The organism is Olsenella sp. SW781 (genome assembly GCF_012027725.1).
Taxonomy (GTDB): Bacteria; Actinomycetota; Coriobacteriia; order Coriobacteriales; family Atopobiaceae; genus Thermophilibacter.
Genome location: NZ_SJOU01000007.1, coordinates 128,379 through 142,983, shown reverse-complemented (window position 1 = coordinate 142,983; position 14,605 = coordinate 128,379). Strand labels below are relative to the sequence as shown.

The following is a 14,605-nucleotide window of genomic DNA, read 5'->3' as shown; positions in this document are numbered from 1 at the left end:
CCTCGTTTGGCCGAAACGTGTCACTCGGCCGGGGCGGGCCGCCTCGTTTGGCCGAAACGGGTCACCCGGCCGGGGCGGGCGGGGCCGTTTGGCCGAAACGGGTCACTCGGGGAGGCGCCCCCCGAAAAAGTCACCGTTGTGTAACTCAATCGGTGAACGGTGGTTGCGCCACCGCGAGTTAGACGTATATTACTCATGTCCTGTTTACTAGAGCTAACTTAGGGGGCAAGATGGCGGCATCTCAGCTTCCGCTGGCCATGGTCGGTCCGGACGAGAGGGCCCGCGTGGCAGGCGTGCGCGGCGGCGCGGACCTGCGGCAGCATCTGGCGGAGCTCGGGTTTGTCGAGGGCTCCGAGGTCAAGGTCATCTCGCGCGCCGCGGGCGACGTCATCGTGTCCGTGAAGGGCGCGCGTCTTGCGCTCAACCGCTCGATGGCGAGCCGCATCACCGTGACACTGTGACGAGGGGGACCGTCCCGCTTCGTCATTGGGGAGAAAGGAAGGTAGATGGCAACTCTGAAGGACGTGAAGGTGGGGGAGAGCGCGACGGTGACCAGGCTCACGGGCGCCGGGGCCCTCAAGCGACGCATCATGGACATGGGGCTCACCAAGGGGACGCGGGTCCACGTGCGCAAGGTGGCGCCGCTCGGCGACCCGCTTGAGCTCACGGTGCGCGGCTACGAGCTCTCGATCCGCAAGGACGAGGCAGCGAGCGTCGAGGTCTCTGAGGTCTCGCAGGGCGAGTAGGGCGAGAAGGGCGAGAAGGGCGAGAAGGGCGAGTAGGGCGTCGCGTGCCAAATAAACCTGACGCCAGTGGCACGGCCGGGAGCGGCCGTTTTTCTCGCCCAGCAAGTTAACAGAGTCTAACAATTGTCACCGTGCAAGTAGCAGATAGGTAACTCTGAAAGGCAGGACATGGCTGAGATCACGATCGGTCTCGCAGGCAACCCAAACTGCGGCAAGACCACGCTGTTCAACGAGCTCACCGGCTCCAACGGGTACGTGGGCAACTGGCCCGGCGTCACCGTTGAGAAGAAGCAGGCGACCTGGCGCGCGGACCGCGACGTCACTTTCGTCGACCTGCCCGGCATCTACTCGCTCTCCCCGTACACGCCCGAGGAGGTCGTCTCGCGCGACTACCTGGTGAACGAGCGGCCGGACGCCGTGATCGACCTCGTCGACGCCACCAACCTCGAGCGCAACCTCTATCTCACCACGCAGCTCCTGGAGGCGGGGCGCCCCGTCGTGGTGGGTCTCAACATGTGCGACCTGCTCAAGGAGAAGGGCGACGTCATCGACGCCGCCGCGCTCTCGGAGCGCCTGGGCGCGCCGGTCGTGGAGGTCTCCGCGCTGCGCAACACCAACCTCGACGAGCTGGTGGGCAAGGCCGTGGCCGCCGGGCGCGCGGGCAAGGTCCAGCCCGGGGCGCGCTGCTTCTCCCCCGAGGTCGAGGAGGCGCTGGCGCAGATCGCCACCATCGTCTCCGGCAGCTGCGACGCCAACCTCGTGCGCTGGTACTCGATCAAGGTCTTCGAGCGCGACGCCGAGGCGGTGAAGGCCCTGCACCTCTCGCCCGCACAGCTCGGCCAGGCCGAGCGGGCCATCAAGGCCGTGGAGACGTCCCGCGACGACGACGCGGAGTCCATCATCACCTCCGACCGCTACGACTGGATCGCGGACGTCATGGGCGCGTGCGTCAAGAAGGCGCCCAAGCGGCTCAGCATGTCCGAGAAGATCGACCGCGTGGTCACCAACCGCGTGCTTGGCCTGCCGATCTTCGTGGCCGTGATGTTCGTCGTGTACTTCATCGCGGTGTCCACGGTGGGAACGTGGGGCACCGACTGGGCCAACGACGGCGTCTTCGGCGACGGCTGGCTCTGGAACCCGTCCGACCAGGCCGCCTACGAGGAGGCGACGGAGGAGTACGACGCCAACTACTATGGCGACAAGATCGACGGCTTCCTGGCCGCCGCCGAGGCCGACGGCCTTGACACCGCCGACGTGAGCGCCGCCGTCGAGACCCTGGCCGAGGACCCGGGGGACGCCGACGCTCAGGCCGCGGTGAGCGCCTTCGCCGCCGAGGCCGAGGCTGCGGGCGTCACGGCCGTCGACGTGCCGATGCACGACGGCGACGGCAACTTCATCGACGCGGACGACGAGGTGGTCACGCGCATCGACGCGGAGGGCAACCCCGTCCTCGCCGAGGGCCAGGAGCTGGCCGTCATCGACTCCGTGAGCGCCGCCGACTTCGAGGAGGCCGCGCTCGCGCAGGGCGAGGCCCCGGCCATGGAGGACTACGGCAGCTTCGTGCCGTCGATCCCCTCCGTCATCGGGGGCTGGCTCGTGGCGGCCGGCGCCTCCGACTTCGTGCAGGCGCTCGTCCTCGACGGCATCGTCGCCGGCGTGGGCGCGGTGCTCGGGTTCATCCCGCAGATGCTCGTGCTCTTCGTCATGCTGTGCTTCCTCGAGGACTGCGGCTACATGAGCCGCGTGGCCTTCGTCATGGACCGCGTGTTCCGGCGCTTCGGCCTCTCCGGCAAGAGCTTCATCCCCATGCTCATCTCGTCCGGCTGCGGCGTCCCCGGCGTCATGGCCACCAAGACCATCGAGAACGAGAAGGACCGTCGCATGACGGCGATGCTCACCACCATGATCCCGTGCGGCGCCAAGACTCCGATCATTGCCCTCGTGATGGGCGTCCTTATCGGCGGCTCCGACGCCTGGTGGGTGGCGCCGATGTTCTACTTCCTCGGCCTTGCCGCGATTGTCGTCTCCGCGCTCATGCTGAAGAAGACGCGCATGTTCGCGGGTGACCCCGCGCCGTTTGTGATGGAGCTCCCCGACTATCACCTGCCCACCCTCAAGAGCTGGTGGCTGCACGTGTGGGAGCGCATCTCCGCGTACCTCAAGAAGGCCACGACGATCATCTTCGCCGCGTCCGTGGTGGTGTGGTTCCTGCTCGAGTTCGGCTTTGCCAACTGGGAGGGCGGCAACGGGGCCTTCGGCTTCATGTCGCTCATGGAGGGCGCGCCCGAGTACTACACCGACTACTCCCTGCTCGCGATCGTGGGCAATGCCGTCGCCTGGATCTTCGCCCCGCTCGGCGCCGACACCTGGCAGGCCGCGGCGGCGTCGATCAACGCCCTCATCGCCAAGGAGAACCTCGTCTCCACCTTCGGCGTGATCTACGGCATCGGCGACGCCACCGAGAACTCCGTGACCATGTGGAGCGGCTTCGCCGGCATGTTCACCGACGCCTCGGGCATCCTGCACGTCGGCGCCATGTGCGCGTTCGTGGCGTTCAACATGCTCGACGCCCCGTGCTTCGCCGCCATCGGCACCATCCGCAGGCAGATGGACTCGCCGAAGTGGTTCTGGTTCGCGATCGGCTATCAGTGCGTCTTCGCCTGGGTCGTGGGCCTGATCATCAACCAGCTCTGGGAGCTCTTCGCGCTGGGGAACTTCGGCGTGTGGACGGTGGTCGCGTTCGCGCTGCTCGCGGGCATGATCTTCCAGATCGTGCGCCCGATGCCGCGCGACGAGCAGCCTGACGAGAAGGTCCTCGCCCAGCTCGCGTAGCGTGCAAAGGGGACAGGCACTTTTGCACATGTTGGCGCGCCGCCGGCTCTTCTCGCCGGCGGCGCGCCCGTTTTGCGTCCCGCGGAGGCTCACTGGGCCGCGTGCGAGCCGATTGTCGGTGGTTTTTGGGCTACCATGCGAGTATCGGCCTTGCCCGAACTGGATAACTGCTGGTAAATAAATGGTACTAGTTTAGTAGTACTTAGGGGTATCCTGTAAAAGCACAGACAATCGGCTCGCCTGCCCCCCAGGGTGGGCTCGAGGAGGCACATATGGTCGACAACATACCTCAGGCGCTCGCATGGGCGGCGCTCGGCTGCGGCTTCACTTGGCTCATGACCACGGTCGGGTCCGCCGTCGTGTTCTTCTTCCGCTCCGACCGCAAGAACATGCACCACATCTTCCTCGGCTTTGCCGCCGGCGTCATGGTGGCGGCAAGCGTGTGGTCGCTTCTCAACCCGGCGATCGAGCAGGCGGAGGGGCTCGGCGTCCCCGGCTGGCTTCCGGCCGCGGGCGGCTTCCTTTTGGGCGTGGCCTTCCTCATGGCGCTCGACACCTTCCTGCCGCACCTCCACGCGGACTCCGACGAGCCGGAGGGCATACGTTCGGACTGGAAGCGCACGACGCTGCTCGTGTCCGCGGTGACGCTCCACAACATCCCCGAGGGGATGTCCGTGGGCCTGCTCTTTGCCATGGCGGCGCAGACCGCCGGCGCGGCGGGGGAGGCCTACCTCGGCATGGCCATGGCGCTCGCCATCGGCATCGGCCTGCAGAACTTCCCGGAGGGCGCGGCCATCTCGCTGCCCCTGGCCCGGGAGGGCATGAGCCGCGGGCGCGCCTTCGTGATGGGCAGCCTCTCCGGCATCGTCGAGCCGATCTTCGGCGTGCTCGTGGTGCTCGCGAGCGGCTGGATCAGCCCGTACATGCCGTGGCTCCTGGCGTTTGCCGCCGGCGCGATGATCTACGTGGTGGTGGAGGAGCTCATCCCCGAGTCGCATCTCGGCGAGCACTCCAACGTGGGCACGCTTGGCTTCATCGTGGGCTTCGTCCTGATGATGGTGCTCGACGTCGCGCTGGGGTAGCTAATAGTAAACCAAGGCTTACTTATGGAGAACCTGTGATATTGCCCGGTCTACAATGGGAATTAGACTGAGTTAACTTATTCTAACCATGCGCCGAGAAGAACAGCGACTCACATCGGCGCCAGCGTGTTTAACCCTGCCCGAGCGGCGGATCCTCTCCCCGCCGCAGAGGCCAGCCTACGCGCCACCTGCCAACCCCCTCTATGGCAGGTGGCGCCTTTGCGCTCCGGGGTCCGGCACCCCCTCGCCGCCGTGATTAACGCGCACTCGCGCGCGGTTTTCAAAACGTCAACTGGGAAAACGCGAAAAAGGCCCGCACGAGTGCGCGTTAATCGAGCCACTCTTTCCCTGCCGGTCTGTGACCCGCGTCCTCACGAAAAGGCCCCGCCCCTTGCGGAGCAGAGCCTTCCGCGAAGCGCAGCTCTGCGTGCAAGGGACGGGGCCTTTCCGTGAGGGCGAACGCTACTTACTTCTTGGCCTTGCCCTGGTTGGCGACAGCGTTGATCTTGGCCTCGATGGTGGCGGGGTCGCCGATGTAGTGCTTGTCGACGACGTTCCAGTCCTTGTCGAAGGTGTAGGCGCACGGCACGCCGGTCGGGATGTTGACCTCGAGGATCTCCTCGGGGGTCAGCTTCTCGAACTGCATGACGAGGGCGCGCAGGCTGTTGCCGTGGGCGGCGATCAGCACGCGCTTGCCGGCCTCCATCTGCGGCTTGATCTCGGCCTCAAAGTACGGCCAGGCGCGGGCGATGGTGTCCTTGAGGCACTCGGTGTAGGGGAGGTCCTCCTTGGGCACGTCGCGGAACATCTCGAGGACGTGGGGGTCGCGCTCGTCGCCGGGCTCGAGGGCGGGCGGGCAGACGTCGAAGGAGCGACGCCAGATCTTGACCTGGTCCTCGCCGTGCTCGGCGGCGGCGTCGGCCTTGTTCAGGCCCTGGAGGGCGCCGTAGTGGCGCTCGTTGAGCTGCCAGGCCTTGTGGACGGGAAGCCAGTTGCGGTCGAGCTCGTCGAGCACGCAGTTGAGCGTGTGGATCGCGCGCTTGAGCAGCGACGTGTAGCAGACGTCGAAGTCGTAGCCGGCCTCCTTGAGGGCCTTGCCGCCCGCGTGGGCCTCCTCGCGACCGGTGTCGGTGAGGTCAACGTCGGTCCAGCCGGTGAAGAGGTTGAGCTTGTTCCACTCGGACTCGCCGTGGCGGACGATGACGAGCTGCATGGTCTGATCGTCGTTCATTGGAGACACGTCCCTTCTGATGCAAAGTTTGTGCGACCGCGGCCGCCTTGCCCCTCTAGTATGACGCAGATGGGTATAGTTGCCTTTGGTTAACAACAAACTTTTCTCCTCTTTTCGGAGGTTGGTCGCATGGGGCTCGTCGACGTCGTCATCATCGCCGCGATCGCGGTCCTTCTCGCCCTGGCGCTGCGGTCCATCAGAAGGTCGGGTGGCGAGTGCTCGAGCTGCGGCAGCAGGGGCTCGTGCTCCGCGCACGCCACGGGCGCGCCCTGCCCGGCCGCCCAGGACATGCTCAGGAACGTCGAGAAGAACCTCGACAAGTAGCCGTGCCGCCAGCGGCACGACGCCTGCGGCATTAACAGGCGCGAAACACGCGTGTGAGAACCTATCGCTGAATAATGAGTAGCCCTGCCGGTCAACCGGAAAGGAAACCGCATGAGCAGCGAGAAGGACATCGACTTCGTTCTCCGGACCGTCGAGAAGCGCGACATCCGCTTCGTGAGGCTGTGGTTCGCCGACGTGCTCGGCAACCTTAAATCGTTCGCGATCTCCCCCGAGGAGCTCGAGGAGGCCTTCGAGGAGGGCATCGGCTTCGACGGGTCGGCCGTCGACGGCTTCGCCTCGCTCGAGGAGTCGGACATGCTCGCCTTCCCCGACCCGGACACCTTCGCCCTTCTGCCGTGGCGCCCCTCGGAGTCCGGCGTCGCGCGCGTCTTCTGCGACGTGTACACCCCGTCGCGCGAGCCCTTCGAGGGCGACCCGCGCCGTTGCCTCAAGAAGGTCTTCCAGGCGGCCGAGGAGCGGGGCTACGTGCCCAACGTCGGCCCCAAGATGGAGTACTTCTACTTTGACAACGACCTCGACCCGGTGCCGCTCGACAACGCGGGCTACTTCGACCTCACTCCCATGGACACGGCCAACGACCTGCGCCGCCAGACCACGCTGACGCTCGAGAAGATGTCCATCCCGGTGCAGTACTCCTATCACGCCGCCGGCCCGTCCCAAAACGGCGTGGAGCTGCGCTTCACCGAGGCCGTGAGCTGCGCGGACAACATCATGACGGCGCGCCTCGTCATCAAGCAGGAGGCCTCCGCCCAGGGCATGTACGCCTCGTTCATGCCCAAGCCCATCACCAACGTTCCCGGCTCCGCGATGTTCCTCTACCAGTCGCTGCTCGACCACGACGGCGAGAACCTCTTCTGGGGCCCCAAGGAGTTCCACGAGGCGCACCTCTCCGAGGTCGCCCAGCACTACATCGCCGGCATCCTCAAGTACGCGCCCGAGTTCACGCTGGTCACCAACCCCACGGTGAACTCCTACAAGCGCTTCATCTCCACGGGCGAGGTGCCCACGCACGCCACGTGGGGCCGCAAGAACCGCGCCGCGCTCGTGCGCGTGCCCACGCACAAGCCGGGCAAGCACATCGCCACCCGCGTCGAGCTGCGCAGCCCCGACCCCACGGCGAACCCCTACCTGGCCCTCGCGGTGACCATCGCCGCCGGCCTCAAGGGCATCGAGGAGGGGCTGCCGCTCCCCGAGGAGGCCACGAGCGAGACGCTCGCCCTCTCGGACCGCGAGCTCGCCGCCCGCGGGATTGCCCGCCTGCCGCGCACGCTCGGCGAGGCCGTCGACCGCTTCGAGTCCTCCGAGCTCATGCGCACCGTGCTCGGCGACCACATCTTCGACTACCTGGTCCGCGAGAAGCGCGCCGAGTGGTACGAGTACTGCACCGCCGTCACCGACTGGGAGCGCGAGCACTACTACGGCGGATTCTAGGCTCGCGACGAGGGGCCGGCGAGAAGAACGACGACGCGCGGCGCCGTCCGGGGATCTCCGGGCGGCGCCGTCCTTCTCGCCACCCCTTGCGCCGCAGCTATCCCCATACGTGTCAATCTTGTTAAGAAACCTGGTGAGAAGGACCTCTTCAGGCGAGTTGAACCAAACTGAGTCTTTGGCGACGGACGGGGCATGCGCCCTGACACGGGAAGACCCGTGCCACCGTCGGGAAAGGGCGTGACCACGCGCCGAAGCATTGGGGGAAGGAAACCCACCATGAAGCTCTCCAGCCGGATTGCGGGCGGCCTCGCGGTTGCCTGCGCGTTAGCCGTGACTATCGCGGGATGCAGCGGGGGAGGGCAGACCAGCACCCCAGCAGATGACTCCGCGGACGCCGCCGCCTACACCCTCGTCGAGGACGGCAAGATCATCGTCGCGTCCGACCTCGCCAACGCGCCGCTCGACTTCGTCGACGAGAAGACCGGCGAGGCCCAGGGCTTTGAGATCGACCTCATCAACGCCGTCGCCGACAAGCTCGGCCTCGAGTGCGAGGTCCTGCCCGCCATGAAGTTCGACACCATCGTCCCGCTCATCGAGCAGGGCGGCAAGGCCGACGTGGGCGTCTCCAACATCACGATCACGGACGAGCGCTGGGAGCAGGTCGACTTCACCGACTCCTACATGGACTCCAACCAGGGTCTTGTGACGCTCGCGAGCGCGGGCGACGTGACCGAGGAGTCCCTCAACGTCGAGGGCACCAAGATCGCCGTCCAGGCCGGCACGACCGGAGCCTCCTGGGCCGAGGAGAACCTGCCCAACGCCGAGGTCGTGGCGCTCGACGACCCGGTCGTGGCCGTGACGGGCGTGCAAACCGGGCTCTACGCCGCCGCCGTGGCGGACCTGCCCGTGATGACCTACCTCTGCTCCAACTCGTTCACCGACTGCCAGGTGGCCATCGAGATCCCCACCGGCGAGCAGTACGGCATCGCCGTCAACAAGGACAACCCCGGCCTCACCGAGGCCATCAACGGCGCCCTGGCCGAGCTCGAGGAGGAGGGCTACATCTCCGAGCTCGAGGTCAAGTGGCTCGGCGCCGAGCTCTAGCAGTAAGCGTGCAAAAGGGACAGGCACTTTTGCACGCTTTGCACCGCAACAGGCACTTTTGCACATCACAATGGGAGGAAATGAAATGTCCAGCATGACCCGCCGCAACTTCTTCGCAACCATCGGCGCCGCCGGCGCCCTCGCCCTCGCCGGCTGCAACGGCTCCGGCCAGCCCGCCGAGAGCACTGACGACACCCAGACCACTGACGAGGCCTCCTACACCCTCGTGAAGGAGGGCGTGCTCACCAACGTGGCCGAGCTCGGCTTCGCCCCGTTCGAGTACATCGACGACGAGGGCACGACCGTGGGCTTTGACGTGGACCTCTCCAACGCCATCGCCGAGAAGATGGGCCTCACCTGCGAGTGGCTGCCCAACCAGGCCTTCGACACGCTCGTCCCCACCATCAAGCAGGGCGGCAAGGCCGACATCTCCATCGCCGGCATGACGATCAGCGACGAGCGCCTCGAGCAGGTCGACTTCTCCGACCCCTATCTGAACTCCAACCAGGGCATCGTGGCCGCCGCCGGCTCCGACCTCAACTCCGAGAGCCTCAACGCCGAGGGCATGCAGGTCGCCTGCCAGACCGGCACCACCGGTGACGAGTGGATCTCCGAGAACCTGCCCAACGCCACCAAGGTGCCGCTTGCCGACGTCACGGCCGCCCTCATGGGCATCTCCACGGGCCTCTACAACGCCATGGTCATCGACCTGCCCGTCGCCCAGAACATGATCGCCGAGTCCTTCTCCGACCTCGAGGTCGTCGAGGAGATCCCCACCGGCGAGCAGTACGGCATCGCCGTCTCCAAGGACAACCCCGGCCTGCTCGCGGCCATCAACGACGCCCTCGCGGCCATCGAGGAGGACGGCACGATGGACGAGATCAAGCAGAAGTGGTTCGGCACCACCGAGATCTAAGCGAGAAGAACCTGCGGCGGCCGTGCAAAGGGGACAGTCACTTTTGCACGGTCGCCGCAGCGACACCGTGCAAAAGTGACTGTCCCCTTTGCACGCCTGGAAACGGAGGAAGCATGCAGCATAGACGGGGGGCGCTTCTCGTTGCCCTCGCCCTGGCGCTCACGGGCGTCTTCGCGACGGCGGCACCGCAGCCCGCTCAGGCGCTCACCACCGAGAAGGCCACCGCGCGCCCCAACGAGGACGGCGGCGACGGCGTCATCGGCGGCATGGACACGCGCCTCACCTGGGAGGGCACGGTCGAGCCCGGCGAGGAGGTCACCTCGGTCACGCTGACCCTCCCCGAGGGCGCGACGTTCGACGGCTCCACGACGCGCATCACCGCCCTCGAGGGCCTCACGCGCATGGACGTGACCGGCGAGGCCGTCCCGTCCGGCAGCTCCATCACGGTGAACTTCGACCAGGCCATTCCCGAGGGGTCGCTCCTGCGCCTCGAGATCACCAACATGCAGTTCCCCGCCGAGGGCGGGGAGTGCGTCGTCTCGGGCACCTACGAGAGCGCCGGCGCCACGCACGGGCTCGCGGACTCCGCCCCCATCGCCACGATCGCCAACACCCCGCTCCAGAGCCTCGTCAACTGGCTCGACGAGCAGCCCTGGGTGGAGGCCTGGAACTCCAACCAGTTCCTCGGCATGTTCCTCAAGCCCCAGCTGCTCGTGACGTCCTTCTCGTCCCTTGCGCCGGGCTGGCTGCTCTGCCTGGGCATCGTGGTGGCCGCCTACCCGTTTGCCATCGCGCTCGGCCTGCTCTTCGCCATGCTCAAGATCTCCAAGTGGCGGATCCTGCGCGCCATCGCCGTGGTCTACATCAACGTGCTGCGCGGCACGCCGCTCTTCCTGCAGATCTACATCATGTTCTTCGGCCTGCCGATGCTCAACATCAACATCGACAACAACCTGCTGGGCATCATCGTCATGGCCATCAACTCCTCGGCCTACCTCGCCGAGATCTTCCGCGCGGGCATCCAGTCCATCCCGCAGGGCCAGTACGAGGCCGCGAGCTCGCTCGGCATGAACTACGTGCAGACGATGTTCTCCATCATCCTGCCGCAGACCGTGCGCCGCGTGATCCCCACGGTGACGAGCGACTTCATCACCGCCTTCAAGGACACCTCGCTGCTCTCCTCGGTGGGCGTCATGGAGCTCATGATGTTCTCCAAGAACCTCACCACCGTCACGGGCAACATCACGCCGTACGTGGCCGCCGGCATCTTCTACCTCATCGTCACGCTGCCGCTGATCAAGGTCGTGGGCATCGTCGAGGAGAACATCGCCCGCTCCGAGCGTGGCGGCGGCCCGCGCCCCAAGCGCCGCGCCGACGTGGCCGACAACGCCGACGAGCTCGTGGAGAAGAGCGTCGAGAAGGACGTCGAGAAGGACGCCCCCTCCGCCCCCGCCGCCCAGATCAAGGAGGCCGCGAATGCCTGCTAAGCACCACCGCCGCGTGGCCATCGACGTCCCGCCCGCGCTGCCGGCAGACGAGGCCGCGCGCATCGCCTACGATCACGACCAGGGCCTCACGAGCCACCACTTCACGCCCGGCGAGCACCCCATCGTGCGCATCGAGCACCTCAACAAGAGCTTCGACGACACGCTCGTCCTGAAGGACGTGAACCTCAACGTCTGGCCCGGCGAGGTCGTCGTGGTGCTCGGCCCCTCGGGCTCGGGCAAGTCCACGATGCTGCGCTGCATCAACCTCCTCGAGCGCCCGAGCGCGGGCCACATCCTCATCGAGGACGAGGAGATCACCAACAAGAGCACGGCCGAGGTCAACCGCCTGCGCCGCGACGTGGGCATGGTCTTCCAGCAGTTCAACCTCTTCCCGCACCTCACGGCCAAGGAGAACGTCATGATCGGCCAGACGAAGGTGCTCAAGAAGAGCAAGGAGGAGGCCGAGGCCGAGGCGCTCAAGCAGCTCGCCGCCGTCGGGCTCGCCGACCGCGCGGACTTCAAGCCCACGCAGCTCTCCGGCGGCCAGCAGCAGCGCGTCGCCATCGCGCGCGCCGTGGCCATGCACCCCAACGTGCTCCTCTTCGACGAGCCCACCTCGGCGCTCGACCCCGAGCTCGTCCGCGGCGTCCTCGACGTCATGCGCGACCTCGCGGAGAACTCCGGCATGACGATGATCGTGGTCACGCACGAGATGGGCTTCGCGCGCGACGTGGCCGACCGCGTGGTATTTATGGAGGACGGCTACGTGGTCGAGCAGGGCCTGCCCGAGAAGGTCTTCGACCACCCCGAGAACGCCCGCACGGCCGAGTTCCTCGGCAGCATCAACTAGCTGCGGCTCGTTTGAAACATAGCGTTTCCGGCTCGTTAAGTGACGTTTCCAGATGGTCACTGAGCTGCGGCGCGTTTACGAAGTTCTGACATCGCCCCCGTCGAACGCGGGGGCGATGTGCTAACCTTTTCAAATACATGTGCTCAATTTCGGGAGGCCTGAGGATGCACCACAAGAACATCCTGCTCGTATCTGCAACCACGCGGCTGCACGACCGCATGCGCGAGCTCTCCCACGCCATCGACGTCTCCATCGCCCTCGCGAGCGAGGAGACCTTCTCGCAGGCGGTCTCGTCCGGCCACGAGTTCGACCTCGTCATCCTGGACGGCGAGGGCATGAGCCAGGACATCCTGAACGCCGTGGACGCCTTCGTTGCGGAGAACGGCTTCATCCCGATGCTCCTCGTCCAGGACCCCGACAAGCTCGCCACGCTGCGCATGCCCATGCAGGGGAAGAACGACTTCATCCTCTCCACCGCCGGCGTCGCCGAGCTCGAGGTCCGCTGCACCCTGCTGCTCTGGCCCGGCGAGGAGTCCGCGCCGGCCGACATCGTCACCGTGGACAACATGACGATCAACCTCGCCACCTACCAGGTCTACATCGACGACAAGCCCGTCGACCTCACCCTCATGGAGTACTCGCTGCTGTCCTTCCTGGCCACGCATCCCTCGCGCGCCTACTCGCGCGAGACCCTGCTGCACCGCGTCTGGGGCTTCGAGTACTGCGGCGGCACGCGCACCGTCGACGTCCACATCCGCCGCGTCCGCTCCAAGGTGGGCCCGCAGGTGGCGAGCCACATCGTCACCATCCGCGGCGTGGGCTACCTCTTCCGTATCTAGAGCCCTCCCGGGCCCGTCGGCCCCTCGGCGAGAAGGACGCGAGCGGCGCGAGAAGGACCTGCGACTCGGCGGTCCCCTCGCACCCGTCGTTCTTCTCGCTGCCTTGTGACCTGCGTTTTCAGGAAGCGGAAAGCATCATGCCGCCCCGATGATGCGCGCCCGGGCGGTGTATGCGCCCCCTTCGGCGGGGTACATTCGACAGCGGACACAAAGACGCGCCCCGAACGCACGGGGCCAGACGAGAGAGGGAAGACATGAGCGACTATCCGTATGGCGCGCAGAACCCGCAGACCCCGCAGAACCCCTACCAGCAGCCCGCCGACCAGCAGCCCACGCAGGCCCAGCCCACCCAGCAGCGGCCGCCCTTCCCGGGCGCCCACAGCGCGCAGGGCGCCTCCTCACAGGGGGCGCAGTACCAGGCGCAGCCCGGGCAGACGCAGCGCCAGACGCCGCCCCAGCCCGAGCCGAGCGCGCCCCAGCCGCCCGCGGCGCCCGAGTTCGGGGCAGAGAAGAGGCAGCGTCCCGGCCTGAGGGCGGTGCTCGCCGGCCTTCTCGGCGGCGTCCTTGGCGCGGCGGCGCTCACGGGCGTGCTCGTGGGCACGGGCGTGGTGGGAACGGGCGGCGGGACCGCCTCGGCCGGGACCTCGCAGTCCATCACCATCGACCCCTCCGACGAGGACGCCACCGTCGCCAACGCGGTCGCGGCGAAGACCCTGCCCTCCGTGGTGACCGTCTACAGCACCTACGCCAACGGCGAGGGCATGGGCTCGGGCGTCATCTACGACACCAACGGCAACGTCATCACCAACAACCACGTCATCGAGGACGCCGAGTCCATCAGCGTCACCCTCAACGGCCAGAGCTACGACGCCACCCTCGTGGGCACCGACGCCTCGAGCGACCTCGCGGTCCTGCACGTGGACTTCGGCGACACCGAGGTCACGCCGATGGAGATCGGCGACTCCTCGGAGCTCCAGGTCGGCGACTGGGTGATGAGCGTGGGCAGCCCCTTCGGCCTTGAGAACTCCGTCTCTCAGGGCATCGTCTCGGCGCTCTCGCGCAGCACCCTCATGGAGGGCGCCTCCGGCAACACGCTCTACACCAACCTCATCCAGACCGACGCCACGATCAACCCGGGCAACTCCGGCGGCGCGCTCGTGAACGCCGAGGGCCAGCTCGTGGGCATCTGCACGCTCTACTCTTCCGACACGCAGAGCTTCGCCGGCATCGGCTACGCCATCCCGAGCGACTACGCCACGGAGGTGGCCGACAAGATCATCGCGGGGGAGACCGTGACGCACGCCTACATCGGCCTCTCCATGCAGACCGTGAACGCCCAGAACGCCTTTAGGAACAACCTCGCGGTCAACCAGGGCGCCTACGTGGTCGAGGTCGCGGCGGGCGGCCCGGCCGAGGCGGCGGGCATCCAGGAGGGCGACGTCATCACCAAGATCGGCGACGACGCCATCTCGTCCGCGGACGCCGCCATCCTCGCCGTGCGCTCCCACAGCATCGGCGAGACCGTCAAGGTTACCGTCATGCGCGGCAGCGAGGAGCTGACCCTCGACGTGACGCTCGGATCCGACGAGTCCCTCCAGCAGGAGCAGGAGGAGCAGGGCGACCAGACCGTCAACGTCAACGGCCAGGAGGTCACGATCGACGACCTCATCGACCTCTATCAGCAGTACCAGCAGGAGCAGCAGATGAGCCCCTTCGGCGGCAGGTAGCCTGACGGGGGGACA

13 protein-coding genes are annotated in these 14,605 nt (G+C 66.8%); 12 read left to right on the top strand and 1 reads right to left on the bottom strand.

Annotated elements, in window-relative coordinates:
- Window positions 1–230 precede the first annotated feature (230 nt).
- The 4 genes from E0L17_RS06030 to E0L17_RS06015 all read left to right on the top strand — a co-directional run bounded on the left by E0L17_RS06030 (window position 231) and on the right by E0L17_RS06015 (window position 4,660).
- Entirely contained in the window at window positions 231–461 is a 231-nt protein-coding gene (locus tag E0L17_RS06030; RefSeq protein WP_167930347.1) for a FeoA family protein, read from the top strand.
- Window positions 462–506: 45 nt separating this feature from the next.
- Window positions 507–746: a FeoA family protein gene (locus E0L17_RS06025; RefSeq protein ID WP_167930346.1), complete on the top strand. Its 240-nt coding sequence runs from the start codon at window positions 507–509 to the stop codon at window positions 744–746.
- 168 nt (window positions 747–914) lie between these two features.
- The gene (gene feoB, locus E0L17_RS06020) at window positions 915–3,578 is read left to right on the top strand and encodes a ferrous iron transporter B (RefSeq protein ID WP_167930345.1); all 2,664 of its coding nucleotides are present in this window, start codon (window positions 915–917) and stop codon (window positions 3,576–3,578) included.
- A 272-nt stretch (window positions 3,579–3,850) separates the two neighbouring features.
- Window positions 3,851–4,660 (top strand): ZIP family metal transporter, encoded by an 810-nt coding sequence (locus E0L17_RS06015; RefSeq protein ID WP_167930344.1) that lies wholly within the window; start codon window positions 3,851–3,853, stop codon window positions 4,658–4,660.
- A gap of 466 nt (window positions 4,661–5,126) precedes the next feature.
- Here the strand turns inward: E0L17_RS06015 and gpmA are convergent, their stop codons facing one another.
- Window positions 5,127–5,891, bottom strand: a complete 765-nt coding sequence (gpmA, locus tag E0L17_RS06010; protein ID WP_075280621.1) for a 2,3-diphosphoglycerate-dependent phosphoglycerate mutase — start codon at window positions 5,889–5,891, stop codon at window positions 5,127–5,129.
- 129 nt (window positions 5,892–6,020) lie between these two features.
- On the opposite strand from gpmA, the gene E0L17_RS06005 reads away from it, so the two are divergent.
- From E0L17_RS06005 to E0L17_RS05970, 8 genes are all read left to right on the top strand, one after another.
- Entirely contained in the window at window positions 6,021–6,215 is a 195-nt protein-coding gene (locus E0L17_RS06005) for a FeoB-associated Cys-rich membrane protein (RefSeq protein ID WP_167930343.1), read from the top strand.
- A gap of 111 nt (window positions 6,216–6,326) precedes the next feature.
- Entirely contained in the window at window positions 6,327–7,667 is a 1,341-nt protein-coding gene (locus E0L17_RS06000; protein WP_167930342.1) for a glutamine synthetase family protein, read from the top strand.
- 276 nt (window positions 7,668–7,943) lie between these two features.
- Window positions 7,944–8,771, top strand: coding sequence for an ABC transporter substrate-binding protein (locus E0L17_RS05995; protein WP_167930341.1), 828 nt, complete (start codon window positions 7,944–7,946; stop codon window positions 8,769–8,771).
- A gap of 85 nt (window positions 8,772–8,856) precedes the next feature.
- Entirely contained in the window at window positions 8,857–9,687 is an 831-nt protein-coding gene (locus E0L17_RS05990) for an ABC transporter substrate-binding protein (RefSeq protein ID WP_167930340.1), read from the top strand.
- A 113-nt stretch (window positions 9,688–9,800) separates the two neighbouring features.
- Window positions 9,801–11,174: an ABC transporter permease subunit gene (locus E0L17_RS05985; RefSeq protein ID WP_167930339.1), complete on the top strand. Its 1,374-nt coding sequence runs from the start codon at window positions 9,801–9,803 to the stop codon at window positions 11,172–11,174.
- Window positions 11,164–12,024, top strand: coding sequence for an amino acid ABC transporter ATP-binding protein (locus E0L17_RS05980; RefSeq protein WP_206109024.1), 861 nt, complete (start codon window positions 11,164–11,166; stop codon window positions 12,022–12,024). Before E0L17_RS05985 ends, E0L17_RS05980 begins: the two co-directional genes overlap by 11 nt.
- Before the next feature lie 164 nt (window positions 12,025–12,188).
- Window positions 12,189–12,863, top strand: coding sequence for a response regulator transcription factor (locus E0L17_RS05975; protein ID WP_167930338.1), 675 nt, complete (start codon window positions 12,189–12,191; stop codon window positions 12,861–12,863).
- A gap of 254 nt (window positions 12,864–13,117) precedes the next feature.
- On the top strand, window positions 13,118–14,590 hold the full coding sequence (locus tag E0L17_RS05970; RefSeq protein WP_167930337.1) for a S1C family serine protease: 1,473 nt from the start codon (window positions 13,118–13,120) through the stop codon (window positions 14,588–14,590).
- Window positions 14,591–14,605: the final 15 nt, after the last annotated feature.